At 56.4% G+C, this 16,185-nt stretch carries 17 protein-coding genes; 8 read left to right on the forward strand and 9 right to left on the reverse strand.

The window, feature by feature from the left end:
• The first annotated feature begins 50 nt into the window (after window positions 1-50).
• Window positions 51-500, forward strand: a complete 450-nt coding sequence (locus SCU88_RS16655) for a carboxypeptidase regulatory-like domain-containing protein (RefSeq protein WP_175341068.1) — start codon at window positions 51-53, stop codon at window positions 498-500.
• 63 nt (window positions 501-563) lie between these two features.
• Complete coding sequence (locus SCU88_RS16660) at window positions 564-1,283, forward strand: 4'-phosphopantetheinyl transferase superfamily protein (protein ID WP_175341069.1); 720 nt, start codon at window positions 564-566, stop codon at window positions 1,281-1,283.
• A gap of 41 nt (window positions 1,284-1,324) precedes the next feature.
• Here SCU88_RS16660 and SCU88_RS16665 read toward each other — a convergent pair whose 3' ends face one another.
• The gene (locus tag SCU88_RS16665) at window positions 1,325-1,660 is read right to left on the reverse strand and encodes a DUF496 family protein (protein ID WP_138098205.1); all 336 of its coding nucleotides are present in this window, start codon (window positions 1,658-1,660) and stop codon (window positions 1,325-1,327) included.
• A gap of 188 nt (window positions 1,661-1,848) precedes the next feature.
• Window positions 1,849-2,907 carry an FUSC family protein gene (locus tag SCU88_RS16670; RefSeq protein WP_138098207.1) on the reverse strand — a complete coding sequence of 353 codons (1,059 nt, stop codon included), beginning with the start codon at window positions 2,905-2,907 and terminating at the stop codon, window positions 1,849-1,851.
• A 268-nt stretch (window positions 2,908-3,175) separates the two neighbouring features.
• On the opposite strand from SCU88_RS16670, the gene SCU88_RS16675 reads away from it, so the two are divergent.
• Genes SCU88_RS16675 through SCU88_RS16685 form a run of 3 tightly spaced genes read left to right on the forward strand, consistent with a single transcriptional unit; the run spans window position 3,176 to window position 6,912 of the window.
• Entirely contained in the window at window positions 3,176-3,928 is a 753-nt protein-coding gene (locus SCU88_RS16675; RefSeq protein ID WP_175341070.1) for a gluconate 2-dehydrogenase subunit 3 family protein, read from the forward strand.
• 6 nt (window positions 3,929-3,934) lie between these two features.
• Complete coding sequence (locus SCU88_RS16680) at window positions 3,935-5,695, forward strand: GMC oxidoreductase (protein ID WP_175341071.1); 1,761 nt, start codon at window positions 3,935-3,937, stop codon at window positions 5,693-5,695.
• The gene (locus SCU88_RS16685; protein WP_175341072.1) at window positions 5,692-6,912 is read left to right on the forward strand and encodes a c-type cytochrome; all 1,221 of its coding nucleotides are present in this window, start codon (window positions 5,692-5,694) and stop codon (window positions 6,910-6,912) included. The genes SCU88_RS16680 and SCU88_RS16685 overlap by 4 nt, the downstream gene beginning before the upstream one ends.
• Window positions 6,913-6,943: 31 nt before the next feature.
• On the opposite strand, the gene sbmC is transcribed toward SCU88_RS16685, so the two are convergent.
• A complete protein-coding gene (sbmC, locus tag SCU88_RS16690; protein ID WP_175341073.1) occupies window positions 6,944-7,417 on the reverse strand; it encodes a DNA gyrase inhibitor SbmC in 474 nt (157 codons plus the stop codon).
• 184 nt (window positions 7,418-7,601) lie between these two features.
• Window positions 7,602-8,774 carry a serine-type D-Ala-D-Ala carboxypeptidase DacD gene (dacD, locus tag SCU88_RS16695; protein WP_175341074.1) on the reverse strand — a complete coding sequence of 391 codons (1,173 nt, stop codon included), beginning with the start codon at window positions 8,772-8,774 and terminating at the stop codon, window positions 7,602-7,604.
• A 378-nt stretch (window positions 8,775-9,152) separates the two neighbouring features.
• Here dacD and SCU88_RS16700 point away from each other — a divergent pair, with 378 nt between their 5' ends.
• Entirely contained in the window at window positions 9,153-9,428 is a 276-nt protein-coding gene (locus SCU88_RS16700) for a hypothetical protein (protein ID WP_175341075.1), read from the forward strand.
• A gap of 2 nt (window positions 9,429-9,430) precedes the next feature.
• Here SCU88_RS16700 and SCU88_RS16705 read toward each other — a convergent pair whose 3' ends face one another.
• Window positions 9,431-10,435: an acyltransferase family protein gene (locus tag SCU88_RS16705; protein WP_175341076.1), complete on the reverse strand. Its 1,005-nt coding sequence runs from the start codon at window positions 10,433-10,435 to the stop codon at window positions 9,431-9,433.
• 214 nt (window positions 10,436-10,649) lie between these two features.
• Here SCU88_RS16705 and sbcB point away from each other — a divergent pair, with 214 nt between their 5' ends.
• Together sbcB and SCU88_RS16715 are read left to right on the forward strand one after the other, a co-directional pair.
• Complete coding sequence (gene sbcB, locus SCU88_RS16710) at window positions 10,650-12,077, forward strand: exodeoxyribonuclease I (RefSeq protein WP_138098221.1); 1,428 nt, start codon at window positions 10,650-10,652, stop codon at window positions 12,075-12,077.
• Between the two features lie 54 nt (window positions 12,078-12,131).
• Complete coding sequence (locus SCU88_RS16715; protein WP_175341077.1) at window positions 12,132-12,425, forward strand: antibiotic biosynthesis monooxygenase; 294 nt, start codon at window positions 12,132-12,134, stop codon at window positions 12,423-12,425.
• A 43-nt stretch (window positions 12,426-12,468) separates the two neighbouring features.
• Here SCU88_RS16715 and SCU88_RS16720 read toward each other — a convergent pair whose 3' ends face one another.
• From SCU88_RS16720 to SCU88_RS16735, 4 genes are all read right to left on the reverse strand, one after another.
• Window positions 12,469-13,833 carry an amino acid permease gene (locus SCU88_RS16720; RefSeq protein WP_175341078.1) on the reverse strand — a complete coding sequence of 455 codons (1,365 nt, stop codon included), beginning with the start codon at window positions 13,831-13,833 and terminating at the stop codon, window positions 12,469-12,471.
• Between the two features lie 341 nt (window positions 13,834-14,174).
• A complete protein-coding gene (locus SCU88_RS16725) occupies window positions 14,175-14,999 on the reverse strand; it encodes an NAD-dependent epimerase/dehydratase family protein (RefSeq protein WP_175341079.1) in 825 nt (274 codons plus the stop codon).
• 120 nt (window positions 15,000-15,119) lie between these two features.
• Complete coding sequence (locus tag SCU88_RS16730) at window positions 15,120-15,443, reverse strand: AzlD domain-containing protein (RefSeq protein ID WP_138098229.1); 324 nt, start codon at window positions 15,441-15,443, stop codon at window positions 15,120-15,122.
• Window positions 15,443-16,105: an AzlC family ABC transporter permease gene (locus SCU88_RS16735; protein WP_138098231.1), complete on the reverse strand. Its 663-nt coding sequence runs from the start codon at window positions 16,103-16,105 to the stop codon at window positions 15,443-15,445. The genes SCU88_RS16730 and SCU88_RS16735 overlap by 1 nt, the downstream gene beginning before the upstream one ends.
• Window positions 16,106-16,185 lie beyond the last annotated feature (80 nt).

The following is a 16,185-nucleotide window of genomic DNA, read 5'->3' on the forward strand; positions in this document are numbered from 1 at the left end:
GTGATAGTGTTAACATAAATGCCACCCGCACTCTGTCGAGCGATCTGACCATGCATCACACCGCCCTGCGTAACGGGGCGCTATCAACCATAGCAGCCCTGCTTCTGACGGTTTCATTATCCGGATGCGTCTTTCATGACTATAACAGCCCGCATATCGAAGGCGTTATCCTCAACCAGGGGCAGCCTGTCGCCGACGTACCAGTGATATTAACCAATGTGGATAAACAGGTTCGCATCACCACTACCGATAGCCTGGGGCGCTTTACGCTGGCGCCACCGGGAGAGTGGCATCTGTTGATTCCCATCGGCCCGCAGGACAGGCTGTCCCGGTGGGCCGTTATAATAGAGCAAGGTCAGAAAACGCTTACCGGATATACAGAGTCCCGCTTCGGCGGTGTATTCTCCGGATATTCAGGACGCGACCGTATTCGCTTAATTTGCGAGCTGTCACCGAAAAGCGATAACGCCTCTCCGACTGAGAAGGTTCCCCTATGCTAGCCGCACTGACGGGAGCAGCGAGCGCAACAGGAGTGACTGCCTTTTTTTTCTGGAAACCACGCCGTGCTGATTATTGATAAAGAGCGCTTTCACTCCCCCTTTCTGCCCCAAACCCGTTGCGGCCGGTTGGCCAGCCAACCTGAGGCGCTTTTCTGTGAGGCGACCTTCGATCGTGAACAGTATCAGGAGACGCTGTGGCAGCAACTGGCTGTCCCCTTTCCTGATTCGCTGGCCGGCGCCGTCACGAAACGGCGGGCCGAATACCTGGCCGGGCGCTGGTGCAGCCAGCAGCTACTGGATGCGGCAGATATTCACGGCCATGTATTACGGGCAGAGAATCGCGCGCCGCACTGGCCTGCGGGTGCCATGGGGGCCATCAGCCATTCCGGCGATCGGGCGCTGGCGCTGATGGTGGCCGACGCCATACCCTGGCGGGTGGGGGTCGATCTGGAACGCTTTGATGCCGAAGTGATGCGCAACTGCGGGCCGGAGATTATCAACGATGCCGAGGTGATGCGGCTGGGCGCGGCCGGTTACGGCGATGAATGGGGCATACTGCTGGCCTTTTCCGCCAAAGAGAGCCTGTATAAGGCGCTATGGCCGGAAGTACGGCGCTATTTTGGCTTTCATGCCGCGGCCCTGGTCGCGGCCGACGAGGGAAGCTTTGTGCTGGAGCTCAGAGAGAGCCTGACGGCGGATTTAAAGGCGGGTCAGCGTTTTTACGGCGAATGGCGCTATGAAGCACCCTGGATCACCACGCTGGTTTGTCAGCCCGCGAAGTGACCGGCATCTCCCCGCCAGAGCGGGGAGAAAAAAGCTCAGAATCAGGCTTTGTGGTCACCGTTCACTTTCGGCTCACCCATGGTCTTCAACTTGTCGGAGATATCTCGGCGCTCTTTAGAAAGATCGGCATTCTTGATGATGTAGTCATCCACACGGTCTTCATAATCGCTCTTCATGCTGGCGATAATGCCCTGAATGGCTTCCACGCTCATGCCCGGCTTGATGTACTCGCTCAGGTTGTCCAGCAGCAGTACACGCTTCTGGTTGTCACGGATTTTTTTCTCAACGTCCTGAATTTCACGCTTCAGTTTGTTCTTACGACGGAACAGACGGACGAACTCCAGTACATCCTGAAAAGAAGGCTTGCTATTTTCCATTTTTATACCCCTGCTAATTGTAAGACTCGGATTCGTTCAGACAACCGCTTCAGACCCAACACTAATGATAGCGGTCATTGATAACAATGGTTTTCGCCATTCATTCTGGCCGAAAATAGTGTGGCTATCATACCCTTAAAACCAGCTGAATCGAAACAACCCGTGCCATTCGGCGCCCTGGTCGCGGATTATTTGCGCAATGCCCGGGCGATAAGCTGCGACAGCATCTCCAGCTGGCGCGCCAGCTCCAGACTGAGCCAGACGTAGCCATAGATGTGCGCCTCGTAGCGATTACCCGGTTCGCGATCTTTCAGAAGCCCGCTCAGCTCATCGACAATCTCCGCCAGCGCTTCGCTATTGCGCTTAACCGGTACCGGACTGCCTTCATACAGCGCCCGGCTCAGCGCCTGAAGCGTGTTATGCGTCATCTGCTGGGTTTCCCGCAGCGTATGCGCGTTAAGCATGACAAAATGGCTCTCGCGCGACGCCCACCAGGCATTAATCTGCAGCTCCAGAGTGCAGACGATATTGCGGCTGACGGTCTGAATCGCCTCCAGGATCCCCTTGTTGATATGGGTTTCCTTGCTGGAAGGGCCAATCAGTGCCCGCAGTTTCACCACGTCGTTCAGCAGTTTCTGCAGCGGCTTGTCGAGCCGCGGGCGCTCCACCAGATTGGGGGAAAGCCCCGCCTGCTGCAACCGATCGAAGCCGGTGAAAAAGTCTGCCATATGAATGCGCCACAGCAGAAACGCGCGCTGGGGCAGGATAATGGTAAACAGCATAGCCAGCAGAGAGCCGAAGATAACATCCCCTGCCCGCCACAGCGCCGTGCCCATCTCGCCGGTCGGCGCGCCAACCACCACCGACAGGGTAATGCCAATCAGCAGCGCCTGATAGGGCTTCTTGCCCAGCGTCAGCCAGCCGCACAGGAACATCGAGACAGCGCACCACAGCAGCATCAGCGGTAGTGACCAGAGTTCGAGCTGAAGGGCTACCAGCCCCAACGCCGCCCCCAGAATGGTGCCGCCGATACGGTCCACCGCGCGCGGCAGGACGTTGCCCAGAAACGAGAGCGGCCCCATGACCACCACCATGGTGATCAGCGGCCAGCTCCCTTCTGGCACATCGAGCAGACGCACCACCAGGAAGGTCAGTACAAACGCCAGCGCAATTCGCACTCCGTGAACGATTCGGTAGTGGCGGTAAAGGCGAATATCAAAGGAGGTTAATGATTTGTCAGGACGCACGCCTGCACTCCGCGTAACGTAATAAAAGATTATTTTAACATGGCGCCGGAGTTGTCCCAAAAAACCAGTAAAAACGCCGCTTGCTCGATGATTTGTAACATTTCTTGATTAAAAATAGATCACATTCATTAATATTTTCTAACATTTGCATTTCAAAATCGCACTAAATACCCTTATCTTTACAAAAGAAAGGCAACTACCCTTAGCACACACTATTCGCTGCGTAATCCATTCAGCGCAGCATTTTCTGCATTTTTAAGGAAGCAACATGCGCAAACCACAAAAAACACTGCCCGGGGTCACCCGTCGGCAGGTTCTTGCATGGTCTGGCGCGGCACTCGCCCTGGGTACTGGTTCCGCGAAAGCGGCAACGTTAACCGGTGCTCCGGGCTGGGAGCCATTCGCCGATAACCCCCCTGAAACATTTGACGGCAAAGGCTGGCTGTTTTTCAACGACGCCGAAGTCGCCACCCTCGAAGCCATTGTGGATCGTCTGATTCCCGAAGATGAACTCAGCGTGGGCGGGAAAGCCGCAGGCTGCGCTGTCTTTATCGACCGACAGCTCCACGGCTTTTACGGCAATTTTGAACGCCTGTACATGGAAGGCCCTTTCCATGAGGGGACGCCCGAGCAGGGCGATCAGTCTCCGCTGACTCCACGTCAGCGCTACCGCATCGGGCTGGCAGCGCTGGATAAATGGTGCCGGAATCAGCACAACAAAGGTTTTCACGAACTGAGCGGCGACGATCAGGATAATGTCCTGACTGCGCTGGAAAAGGGTGAGATCGCCCTGGAAGGCATCAAGAGCGCGGACTTCTTTGCGCAGGTGCTGAGCAACACCACCGAAGGCTTTTTTGCCGATCCCGTCTACGGCGGTAACCGCGATATGGTCTCCTGGAAGATGATCGGGTTCCCCGGCGCACGCTATGACTACCGCGATTTCATCGAGCGTCATAACGAAGAGCTGAAATTTACCCCCGTCAGCATCACCGGCAGCGCGGACTGGATGAAGAAAGGATAATCAATCATGGCAAAAAAACTTCCTGAAACCGACGTGGTGGTGATCGGCCTGGGCTGGGCTGGCTCCATCATCGCCAAAGAGCTGGCCGACGAAGGCCTGCGGGTGGTCGGTATTGAACGCGGTCCGTGGCGCGATACCGCCCGCGATTTCAACGTAGCCACGGTACCGGACGAACTGCGCTATGTGCAGCGCCAGGAGCTGATGCTGCGCACCCGACAGAACACCTGCACCATGCGTAACAACCCATCCGAGACCGCGCTTCCCATGCGTAGCTGGGGCTCCTTCCACCCGGGTAACGGCACCGGCGGTGCCGGTAACCACTGGGCAGGCATCACCTTCCGTTTTCAGCCGGAAGAGTTCCGCCTGAAAAGCCACCTGCTGGAACGCTATGGCAGCATTCCCGATGAACTGGTGTTGCAGGACTGGGGCACTACCTGGGAAGAGATGGAACCGCACTATATGGCCTTCGAACGGGTCGCGGGCACATCCGGAAAAGCAGGCGTCGTCAATGGCGAAAAACAGGAAGGCGGCAACCCCTTCGAGGGCACTCGCTCCGGCGAATACCCCACCCCGCCGCTGAAGCAGCCTTATGGCCCGACGCTGTTTGCACAAGCCGCGAAGAATCAGGGCTACTCCCCTTTCCCGGTTCCGTCCTCGCTGGTTTCCGAAGGCTATACCAACCCCTACGGCGTGGTCATGGGCCCCTGTACTTTCTGCGGCTTCTGCACCAACTACGGCTGTGCTAACTATTCCAAGGCCAGCGCCATCACCACCGTACTGCCAGCCCTGATGCGCCAGCCCAACTTCGAAGCCCGCACCTTCTGCGAAGTGCTGAAGGTGAATACCGACAGCAGCGGCAAGCGCGCCACCGGAGTCACCTATATCGACTCTTCCGGCGACGAGTGGGAACAGCCTGCGTCACTGGTGATCGTTGCCGCCTTTACTTTTGAAAACGTGCGCCTGATGCTGCTTTCCGGCATTGGCAAAGCCTATGATCCTGTCACCAACAGCGGCACCACCGGGCGTAACTATGCCTACCAGACCGCCAATGGCGTGACCCTGTTCTTCGACGACAAGAAGTTCAACCCGTTCATCGGGGCTGGCGCTGTCGGTATGGGCATCGACGACTTTAACAACGATAACTTCGACCACAGCGGCCTGGGCTTCTTTGGCGGCGGCAGTATTCGCGTTACCCCCATCGGCGGTGCGCCTATCGGCTACCACCCCACCCCGCCGGGCTCCCCGAAATGGGGCAAGGGCTGGAAGAAAGCGATGGTGGATAACTACCAGAGCACCATGTCCATTGGCTGTGAGGCAAGTAGCTACACCACTCGTACCAACTACCTCTCGCTCGATCCCAACTATAAGGATCGCCTGGGTCGACCATTGCTGCGCATTACCTTCGACTTCCCGGAAAACGATCTGAAGATGGCGCAGTACTGCACCAACAAAGTGGCGGAGATCGCCAAAGCGATGAACCCGCGCGAGATAGTCTCTAAACCGATGACCGGCCACTGGAACAGCATGCCGTACCAGTCTTCCCACGTTGTGGGCGGATTCATTATGGGTGCCGATCCTTCCATCAGTTCCGTTAACAAGCATCTCCAGGTCTGGGACGTGCCGAACCTGTTCGTGGTGGGGGCATCCGCCTTCCCGCAGAACCCGGGCTATAACCCAACCGGCACCGTAGGGGCGCTGGCCTATAAGGCCGCGTTCTCCATCCGTAATTTCTACCTGAAGAATCCGGGGGAGATGATTAACGTATGAAACGTTTAGCACTGTCGTTGCTCGCCGTCTCCTGCCTGGCGGCCTCCGCCCAGGCGCTGGCTCAGCCGGAATTCGACCAGGTAGAAAAAGGGCGCTACCTGGCGACCCTGGGTGACTGCGCCGCCTGCCACACGGCCGAACCCAGCAAACCGTTCGCTGGCGGCGTAGAGCTTAAAACGCCATTCGGTAGCCTGGTCGGCGCCAATATTACGCCGGATAAAGAGACCGGCCTCGGTAACTGGACCTATGACGACTTCCGCCGCACCATGTCGGAAGGCATCGGCCACGGCGGCAAGCGACTGTATGGCGCCATGCCCTTTACCGCCTACACCAAAGTTTCGGATGAGGACAACCGCGCCATCTGGGCATATCTGCAGACCCTGGCACCGGTGAAGCAGCACGTTGAAACCAACCAGTTACCCTTCCCGTTCAGCGTACGTACCAGTCTGATTGGCTGGAACTGGCTGAACTTCGACAAAGGGCAATATCAACCCGATATGTCGAAGTCCGCGGAATGGAATCGCGGTGCTTACATCGTGCAGGGTCTTGGCCACTGTGGCACCTGCCATACCCCCAAAAATATTCTGGGCGGTGACAAGAACGACCGGTTCCTGCAGGGCGCCGAAGTTGAAAACTGGTGGGCGCCTAATATCACTGCCGCTAACCACGACGGCATTGGCCGCTGGAGCGTTCAGGATATTAAAGACTACCTGCGTACCGGGATGAACCGCTACGACATCGCCTCCGGGCCGATGGCCGAAGAGGTGAAAAACTCCTCACAGCACTGGAACGATGGCGATCTGCAGGCCGTGGCGGTCTATCTGAAATCCCTGAAACAGGATAACGAACAGCCGCCAGCACCGCTGAAGCCTGAAGAGGCACAAATGGTCACCGGTAAAGCGATCTATTTTGATCGCTGCTCCGCCTGCCACACCTCTTCCGGTAAAGGCGTGCAGCATATCTTCCCGCAACTGGCGGACAGCCCGCTTCTCAACGCCAAAGAGCCGGTCTCTTTGATGCGCGTTGTGCTGGCCGGCAGCCGCGGCGTGGATACGCCAGAGCGCCCGACCGCACCAGCTATGCCCGCTTTTGCAGCCACCATGACCGACAGCCAAATTGCCGACGTGCTGACTTACGTTCGCAACAGTTGGGGCAACGCAGCACCCGCCGTCAGCGCCAGCGACGTTCAGAAGATGCGCGAAAAGCTCAAAGAGTAATCGTGACCCGGGGAGCTTCGGCTCCCCGTTTTTATTCAGCCTGCTTTAGCACGACCGGAATATACATCTCGATATCCCACACGCCGTTGCTCCCGTCGCTAAGATAGATTTCAAATACCGGCCCTTCCCTGAGCTGATGCGCCCCATCGCCAGAAACGGCCGTGAAGAAGCTAAGCCAGGGCGCGGTGAAATCGCCATCCGCCACCTGTACCCGGGCCACGGCAAACAGACCTGCCGCCAGCCGGGTTTTGGTCACCCCTTCACTATTGGGCGGTATCTCAAACGCCGGATCGACCGATATCATGGTATCGCAGCGTAGCGCCTCCGGCGGCGTCAGTTCCGGGTTACCAAAGTAGACGGCGATCCACTCTCTGGGAACCAGCTGTTTGGTGGTGACCCAGGCCTGAAGCTGCTCAAACCCTTTCGGCACCGTTTTTTCCCAGGGCCCCACAAGGTGAAACCCCGCCAGCGTACGTTCTGCAACCCGTTGAATCTGATAGTGCATATTCTCCTCCGGAGACAATAACTGTATATTTATACAGCTTAATATCAAAGTCAGAAATAGCCTGCAAGATACCCTAACGCCATCCTGTGATACGGATTCCATAATGGTGGTGAAAAAAAGAGCAGAAAGAAAGGCGAAGACAAAAAAGGCGGGAAAGAGTCCCGCCCGGCGTAGTCGATCAAACTCAGGGTTTGCTGAACCAGTCGCTAATCCGTGAGAACAAACCACCTTTGTTTACGGCTTCCAGCGTCACCAGTGGCATTCTGGCAACTTCTTTGTCACCGTTATACAGCTCGATATCACCAATTTGCTGGTGAGCCTTGAGCGGAGCTTCCAGGTTGGGCGTATCCAGCACGTACTTCGCCTTAATGCCAGAAACCTGACTCTTCGGCAGCGCCATCCAGAAGTCGCGTTCAGGGCCCACACTAATCTTCTCTTTATCGCCGTACCAGACTCGTTCCTGGCCCACCTGTTTACCACTGTGCATAACCCGAACCGTATCGAAATTATCCTGGCCCCAGTGCAGCAGTTTGCGAGCCTGCTCTTCACGCCCTTTCGAACTGTCTGCCCCCATCACAACGGCAATCAGGCGGCGATGACCATCCACGCTGGAAGCGATAATATTAAAGCCCGCCCCAGAGGTATGGCCGGTTTTCAGCCCATCGACATTCAGCGTTTTATCCCACAGCAGGCCGTTACGGTTGTACTGCGTGATGCCATTCCAGGTCAGGCTCTTCTCGCTGTACATATGATAAAACTCGGGCTCGCCGTGGATAATGGCCCGCGACAGCAGTGCCAGATCCCACGCCGAACTGTGCTGACCCGGCGCATCCAGGCCGTGTACGGTTTCGAAGTGGGTATCGTTCAGCCCCAACTTCTGCACATAGTCGTTCATCATCCGCACAAACTGCGGCTCACCGCCCGCCACATGGTCGGCCAGCGCCACGCAGGCGTCGTTGCCGGAATCTACAATCAGGCCACGGCTCAGGTCGCGCACCGTTACTTTGTCGCCAGGCTTGAGAAACATCAAAGAGGAGCCATTAAACACCGGATTCCCCTGAGCCCAGGCATCTTTACCGACGGTCACTACGTCGTCGGGAGAAATACGCTGGCTATCGATAGCGCGATCCACCACGTAGCCGGTCATCAGTTTGGTCAGGCTGGCGGGATTACGCTGTTGATGGGGATGACCAGAAGTCAGTACCTGGCCGGTAGTGTAATCCATCAATACCCATGAACCGGCCTGGATTTGCGGTGGCTGCGGCAACGGCTGTACCGGTGCCTCCGCTGCCGTGGCGGACTGAACGCAGCAGGAAAGAAAAGAAACAGCAAGAATAAAGCGGAATTTCAACGGCATGTCCTCAATGACTACAAAAAACGTCGCCTGTTTTACGGAACTTCTTATTACGGTGCTGCGGCAAATTGCAAGAAAGTATGACAGCCACACAGAAATGCGCCGATTGTCGTTTATCCGCCGGTGATGCCAAAGAAGAGACGTCTGAACCACGCGATCGCTCAGGAGCCCGCCATTACGGCTTACTTAGCCGTCTGCCATTAATTAGACCCTACAATCACTGTTATTTTAAGAATGTTTACTGCCATAAAATAACAAGCGGGGTGTTACATAAAATGGCATAATAGCGGCCGCAATGTTGCACAAACGGCCACAAAATAACCGGTTGTTTGCTGTATATTGATGTTCGTTTTAGAAGTAGCGATAAAGACAGGAATACCAATGATTAAAAAAATTGCCATTTCGGCCTGCGCTTTGGTGCTTTGTGCATGTTCCTCTGCCGGTAAAATTTCTGACATTGATACCGGAATGTCAAAACAGCAAATTATATCGAAGCTCGGGAATCCCGATAAATCTTATTCCAAAAATGAGCTGGAAGTGCTGACTTATTTAAATCGTAAGCCGAAAACCTTTAGCTTCGATCGCGAAGATTATCAGGTGGTTCTGATTAACGATACCACCGCCGAAATTACGCCCACCAGCAAACTGAGCAAATAATCCTACCCTTTCGCTTGCTTCTGGCTGCGCCGGTTTTCCCGCGGAGCCAGAACCAGGCCAACCAGCGCTATCCAGCCATCCATCAGCCGCTTTACGCCATCGCGTGACAGTAGCCAGGTCAACCCCGTTGCCGCCGCCAGTGCCGCCACAGCAACCTGCCATGGCGCATTAAGTTTCTGCAACGCATCCCACAGCAGATATTTCACCACCAGCCCGTGCAGGGCATAGATAAACAGCGTGCGGGTACCGATTTTCGCCAGGCCACGCCACCACCACGTCAGGGCGCAGAAGGCGTAGATGCAGAGCACTGCCAGCAGGTAGTGCCCCAAACGCATTAGCGCCGCTTCACGAAGCCCTTCATCCAGCGCCGGGAAGGTGCTACTGCCGTACAGCAGCGCCGTGCCAAACTGGTCGCCGAACAGGTAGCTCAGCAGCAATATCACCGCCCCCACGCAGGCGGCTTTGGGGTTAAAGACGTTCTCCAGTCGCAGGCGATTCGAAGAGGCGGCCTGAACCCCGGCGATGTAGAACGGGAAGAAGACCAAAGTACGCATAATGCCGAAGGCGTAACCGTCAAAGTCGACAAAAGAGACTGCCACCGACACGGCAATGGAGATGCCCAGCGCGAACCGCAGCCGCATAAACAGAGGCGTTAACAGCTTCCAGAAAATAAGGCTATACAGATACCATAATATCCAGTTAGGGGCCCCGTTCTTAATATAGCTGGACAGGTCACGGTAAATAATCAATTCGGCCAGTTCATACAGCAGACTGAGGGCCACAAACGGAATTATCAGCTTATAGAAAATCGTCTGATAATTAACCGTAAAGCGCTCTTTAACCACATAGCCATTCAGGAAAATAAAGGCGGGCATATGGAACAGATACAGAAAATCATAAATGCGGGACAGCATCGGTGACCCCGGAACTGCGGCTTCGATAATATGACCAAAAACCACTAAAAAAATAAGGGACGCTTTAATGCTATCCAGTCGGTAATCCCGCATAACGCTCCCCGCGCTGGCCCGATTTAACACAGCCCCTATCCTGGCACAGCCATTTCACAATTTCACGGTAACAGGGGCATTATCCGTCGATTCCTGGTCTGCCCTGCGGTTCTGACACCGATAAGCGCCGTGGCAGTTTCAGCCGGGGGGAGTTCTGGTTTACCATAGCCTGTCTGATTTCAGCCGCGCACAACCCCAGGAGCACAGCGATACCGTGGATAAAAAAGCCGAGCAGCCGACCTTCCTCTTTCATGACTATGAAACCTTCGGCACCCATCCGGCGCTGGATCGCCCGGCGCAGTTCGCCGCCATCCGTACCGATGCACAGTTCAATATTATCGGCGAGCCGGAGGTTTTTTACTGCAAACCGGCAGACGACTATCTGCCGACCCCGGAAGCGGTGCTGATCACCGGTATTACTCCCCAACAGGCGCGCTCACGTGGCGATAACGAAGCGCGCTTTGCTGAGCGCATCCACGATCTGTTTACCGTGCCCAATACCTGCGTGCTGGGCTATAACAACGTGCGCTTCGACGATGAGGTCACGCGCAATATCTTCTATCGCAACTTTTTCGATCCCTACGCCTGGAGCTGGCAGCACAATAATTCGCGCTGGGATTTGCTGGATGTGATGCGCGCCTGCTATGCCCTGCGTCCGGATGGTATCGTCTGGCCGGAAAACGATGACGGGCTGCCGAGCTTCCGGCTTGAGCATCTGACCGCCGCCAACGGCGTGGAACATGCCAACGCCCACGATGCGATGGCGGATGTCTATGCCACCATCGCCATGGCGCAACTGGTGAAAAGTCGTCAGCCGCGGCTGTTCGATTACCTGTACAGCCACCGCAATAAGCGCAAGCTGGCGACCCTTATCGATATTCCCCAAATGAAGCCGCTGGTTCACGTCTCCGGGATGTTCGGTGCCTGGCGCGGTAATACCAGTTGGATAGCCCCGCTGGCCTGGCACCCCGACAATCGCAATGCGGTGATTATGGTGGATCTGGCGGGTGATATCGCACCACTGCTGGAATTAGACGCTGATACCCTGCGCGAACGCCTCTATACCCCGAAGGCCGAACTGGGCGATGACTCACCGGTGCCGGTGAAGCTGGTACATCTGAATAAGTGCCCGGTGCTGGCGCCGGGGAGCACCCTGCGTCCGGAAGATGCGGAGCGTCTGGGCATTAACCGTCAGCAGTGTCTGGATAACCTGAAGACCCTGCGCGCCTCGCCGCAGGTACGTGAAAAGCTGGTGGCCCTGTTTGCCGAAGCGCCGCCCTTTCCGCCCCACAGCAATGTGGATGCCCAACTGTACGATGGCTTTTTCAGCGATGCCGACCGCACTGCCATGACCATTGTGCGCGAAACCGCGCCACAAAATCTGCCCGCGCTGGATATTACCTTTGCCGATCCGCGCATTGAAAAGCTGCTGTTTAACTATCGCGCCCGCAACTTCCCGGGCACCCTGATTGAGCCAGAACAGCAGCGCTGGCTGGAGCACCGCCGGGGAGTCTTCACCCCCGAAGCGCTGCAAAGCTACGCCACGCATCTTCAGGAGCTGTGGCAGCAGCACGACGGCGATACCGATAAACAGAACCTGCTGAAGGCGCTGTGGCAGTACGTCGAGGAGCTGGCCGGATAAAAAATGGCTACGCTTATGACTGAGTCTTTCTTAACACCTGACAGGAGTATAAGAATGGGCGAAGTCAAAGTCGCGGCTCCGATCGTGGCAAAACCGGAACACCACGAGGCGTCATGTAAAGCAACCCGGGCGATGCTGAAATCCAACCGCAGCGAGCCGGGCTGTATTCAGTACGATCTTCATGAAGAGCAGGGCAACCCCGGTCACTTTGTCTTTCTTGAGCGTTGGAAGTCGGCCCAGGCGCTGGAGGAACATATGGCCATGACCTGGCATAACAATTTTCTGGCAGAGTCAGGCGGCAAGCTGGAAAAGCTGGAAGTGAAAAAGCTGATTGATATTAAAGAGTAAAAAAGGGCGCCACTTTGGCGCCCTTCTCGTATCGGCTCAGTAATTACTGGGCAATATCTTCATACTGCGGAACCGGGTTGCGGAAGCTACGGGTCACACAGGCCAGATAGATAAGACCGATAGCCGCCCAGATCAGTCCCAGCACCATGGAGCTCTCCTCCAGGTTTACCCACAGGGCCCCAACCGTCAGCGCACCGCAGATCGGCAGTACCAGGTAGTTGATGTGATCCTTCAGCGTCTTGTTACGCTTTTCACGGATCCAGAACTGGGAGATCACCGACAGGTTCACGAAGGTGAAGGCCACCAGCGCGCCAAAGTTAATCAGCGCCGTCGCGGTGACCAGGTCGAAGTTAATCGCCAGCAGCGCGATGGCGCCAACCAGCAGCACGTTGAGCGCTGGAGTACGCCAGGTCGGATGAACATAGCCGAAGAAACGGGTCGGGAAGACGCCGTCGCGGCCCATCACGTACATCAGGCGCGATACGCCAGCATGAGCCGCCATACCGGAAGCCAGCACGGTAATGCTGGAGAAAATCAGCACGCCAAACTGGAAGGCGTGGCCCGCCACATACAGCATAATCTCAGGCTGAGACGCATCCGGATCCTTAAAGCGCGAGATATCCGGGAAGTAGAGCTGCAGAAAGTAAGAGGCGCCGATAAACACCAGGCCGCCAATCAGCGCGGTCAGGAAGATCGCCTTAGGAATCACGCGCTCGGCGTCTTTGGTCTCTTCCGACAGCGAGCTGATGCCGTCGAAGCCCAGGAACGAGAAGCACAGAATGGTCGCACCGGTGATCATCGGCACCACCTGAGCGTTCTCGCCCCAGAACGGACGTGAGCTCACCAAAGTGCCGGCGCCTTCACCGTGGGCCACGCCCCACACCACCAGACCGACAATCACCGCCACAATGGCCAGCTGCAGAATCACGATCAGCGTGTTGAAGTTCGCCACGGTCTTGATGCTGCGCAGGTTAGAGACGGTCATAAAGCCCACCAGCGCCACCACGAAGATCCACGACGGAACCGACGGTACCAGGGCTTCGAAATAGATTTTTGCCAGCAGAATGTTGATCATCGGCATGAACAGATAGTCCAGCAGCGACGACCAGCCCACCATGAAGCCAACCGTGGGGCTGATGGACTTCTGGGCATAGGTATAGGCCGAACCGGCAGACGGGAAGCGGCGAACCAGCTTACCGTAGCTCAGGGCGGTAAAGAGGATGGCAATCAGTGCGAAGGCGTAGGCGGTGGCGACATGACCGTGGGTCAGGCCGGACACAATACCAAACGTATCGAACAGTGTCATAGGCTGCATATAGGCAAGGCCCATCATCACAACCGGAATCAGCGTAAGCGTCTTACGCAGTTCCACGCGGGAAGAAGAAGTAGCGGTGGCGTTATGCGACATGGTTGTAACCCCCTGACGCAAAAACAAAAAATTGCACCATCTTAGTTTTCCTCGGCGACACATCTGTCGTGCTTTTTAAAGTAAGTATCTATCCGGTACTGAGCCCGGCCTCTTTTATTGAATTCACTTTGCTACATGCAAAAAAATAACCGACGCCTTTTTAACGTCGGTTAATCTCTCGTTTTGCAGGGCGCGTATTTTGCACCAGGAAATGACCGGATGACAAGATGAAAAAGCCACGATCGGCCAATTCTTTTTTGACGAAAAATGCCCCCCTGCCAAAAGGCCGCGCCGTCAGGCGCCACGCGGGATTGCTCTACGCTCAGACCTGGAGAATTTTTCTACTCCAGCGGCATCCTTTCCGGGTCAGGATGGCGGTAATGAAACCCCAGTTCCCGGCAGATTAAACTACCGTCTATCTGCTTGCCGGTTCCGCCGTTAGCGTCATCGCTAAATAACGGGGCTTCCAGACCAAGCTGGCGACTCATTTGCGGGTAGAAACGGCCGCGGGTGGGATGTTGCGGCGCGCTCAGGTTATACAGGCGACCGCCGCCCTCCGTTTCCAGTAACAGTTCAATGGCCGCCACGGCGTCTTCCAGATGCACCAGGTTGACCACATGATTACCGTGGGGCGCGCGCTTACCGGCGAAAAAGCGCCCGGGGTGACGCTCCGGCCCCACCAGGCCGGACAGGCGCAAAATATCCACCGACGTGCCCGGCAAATCGTGCAGCCAGTGCTCCAGCTCCCGAAGCCAACGACCGCTGTCGGTTACCGGGTTCAGCGGAGAATCTTCCGTCATCACCCCTTCGGCATCGCCATAAACCGAGGTGGAACTGATAAAGACAATATGCGGAATAGCGTGTGCCAGGGCGCTGTCGACAATCTCCTGCACCGCCAGCAGGTAAAAGTCTTCCCCCTCGCCGCTGCGGCGGGCCGGGAGCGTAATCACCAGCGCGTCGACCTCGAGCAGCGCTTCAAGATCGTCACTGTCACACTCAAGTTCCGGAGTAAGCCGCAGCAGATAACTTTCCAGCCCGCACATCCGCGCCGCTTCTACGCCATCCTCTGTGGTTTTACTGCCGGTAACCTGCCAGCCCTTACCGATCAGTGAGAGCGCCAGGGGCATCCCCAGCCACCCTAACCCGACAATCGCGACCTTTTTCATACCTTCATACTCCTTTTAAAAGGAAGCTTGCTTACCTATTGCGTTAAGGCTACGCCAGCAGCGGCAAACTGACAATTCACGGCATCAATCCTGGCTCAATAACCGTGCAAAATGACGTTTTTAATGCACCCCAAGGTAACGCAGCCCGGCGGTTACCACGGCCGCCGCCACAATCACTACAATCAGCGGCGCCTTGCGCCAGGCCAGAAACACCGCCACCAGCACGCCCGCCACCCGGGCCATACCCGCAAAGTGGTCGTTCTCATAAATGGTGGCCGCCAGCGCGACAGAGAACAGCAGCGTGGTGGCGGCATCGGTTAGCAGCGCCTGAGCGCGTTCCGAAAACGCCAGCCGGTTGCCCAGCACCGCACCGGAATAGCGCATCAGCCAGGTGCCCGCCGCCAGAATGGCGATGCCGATAATAATCATCAGGGTCTCCGACACTATTTCCTCCTTGCCAGTAAGCCCAGCATCGATAACAGCACCGGCAGACCGGTGGGGGTAAAGGGTACGGCGGCCAGCGAAATCACCGCGCCGGTGCTGGCGCGAATCAGGGTCGTGCGTTTCTTTAAGGCCGGAACCACCAGCGCCAGCAGAATGGCCGGAAAGACGGCATCAAGGCCAATAGTTTCCGGGGCAGGCAGAAAATTGCCGACACCGCCGCCGAGCAAAACCCCCAGCGGCCAGGCGATCGCCACGCCGATTCCACACAGCCAGTAGGCGGCCTTACGTTTTTCCAGGGTCGGCTGGGACATGCCGAACACCACGCTCTCGTCATTCATAATATGGCAGCCCAGAAGCTGACTCAGCCTCCCGCCGACCAGTTCACGCACCGCAACGCCGAACGGAATATGGCGGGCATTCACCAATAGCCCCGCCAGCGCCGCGGTAATCGGGCTGCCGCCGCTGGCGATAATCGCCACGAACATAAATTCCGATGCCCCGGCCAACACCAGCATGGAAGAAACCACCGGCACCCAGAGCGGGAAACCATAAGCCAGCGCCAGTGAGCCATAGGAAACCCCAACGACCCCCACGGCCAGGCAAACCAGTAAGACAGCTTTTTTAGTCTCGCCCGGCAGACAGGCGAAACGCTGAGTGAACATAAATAACCTCAATAGATTCTTCATCGAACGGAAGTATCCATTATAATGAACATCGTGTGACCGTTTATCAAGATGAACGT

The organism is Jejuibacter sp. L23 (assembly GCF_050815825.1).
GTDB lineage: Bacteria > Pseudomonadota > Gammaproteobacteria > Enterobacterales > Enterobacteriaceae > Jejubacter > Jejubacter calystegiae.

What these genes read in the sequence shown, in the direction of transcription:
- SCU88_RS16655 (WP_175341068.1), top strand. Translation starts at nt 51, where the DNA reads ATGCATCACACCGCCCTGCGTAACGGGGCGCTATCAACCATAGCAGCC.
- SCU88_RS16665 (WP_138098205.1), bottom strand. Translation starts at nt 1,660, where the DNA reads ATGGAAAATAGCAAGCCTTCTTTTCAGGATGTACTGGAGTTCGTCCGT.
- SCU88_RS16675 (WP_175341070.1), top strand. Translation starts at nt 3,176, where the DNA reads ATGCGCAAACCACAAAAAACACTGCCCGGGGTCACCCGTCGGCAGGTT.
- SCU88_RS16680 (WP_175341071.1), top strand. Translation starts at nt 3,935, where the DNA reads ATGGCAAAAAAACTTCCTGAAACCGACGTGGTGGTGATCGGCCTGGGC.
- SCU88_RS16685 (WP_175341072.1), top strand. Translation starts at nt 5,692, where the DNA reads ATGAAACGTTTAGCACTGTCGTTGCTCGCCGTCTCCTGCCTGGCGGCC.
- sbmC (WP_175341073.1), bottom strand. Translation starts at nt 7,417, where the DNA reads ATGCACTATCAGATTCAACGGGTTGCAGAACGTACGCTGGCGGGGTTT.
- dacD (WP_175341074.1), bottom strand. Translation starts at nt 8,774, where the DNA reads ATGCCGTTGAAATTCCGCTTTATTCTTGCTGTTTCTTTTCTTTCCTGC.
- SCU88_RS16700 (WP_175341075.1), top strand. Translation starts at nt 9,153, where the DNA reads ATGATTAAAAAAATTGCCATTTCGGCCTGCGCTTTGGTGCTTTGTGCA.
- SCU88_RS16705 (WP_175341076.1), bottom strand. Translation starts at nt 10,435, where the DNA reads ATGCGGGATTACCGACTGGATAGCATTAAAGCGTCCCTTATTTTTTTA.
- SCU88_RS16715 (WP_175341077.1), top strand. Translation starts at nt 12,132, where the DNA reads ATGGGCGAAGTCAAAGTCGCGGCTCCGATCGTGGCAAAACCGGAACAC.
- SCU88_RS16720 (WP_175341078.1), bottom strand. Translation starts at nt 13,833, where the DNA reads ATGTCGCATAACGCCACCGCTACTTCTTCTTCCCGCGTGGAACTGCGT.
- SCU88_RS16725 (WP_175341079.1), bottom strand. Translation starts at nt 14,999, where the DNA reads ATGAAAAAGGTCGCGATTGTCGGGTTAGGGTGGCTGGGGATGCCCCTG.
- SCU88_RS16735 (WP_138098231.1), bottom strand. Translation starts at nt 16,105, where the DNA reads ATGTTCACTCAGCGTTTCGCCTGTCTGCCGGGCGAGACTAAAAAAGCT.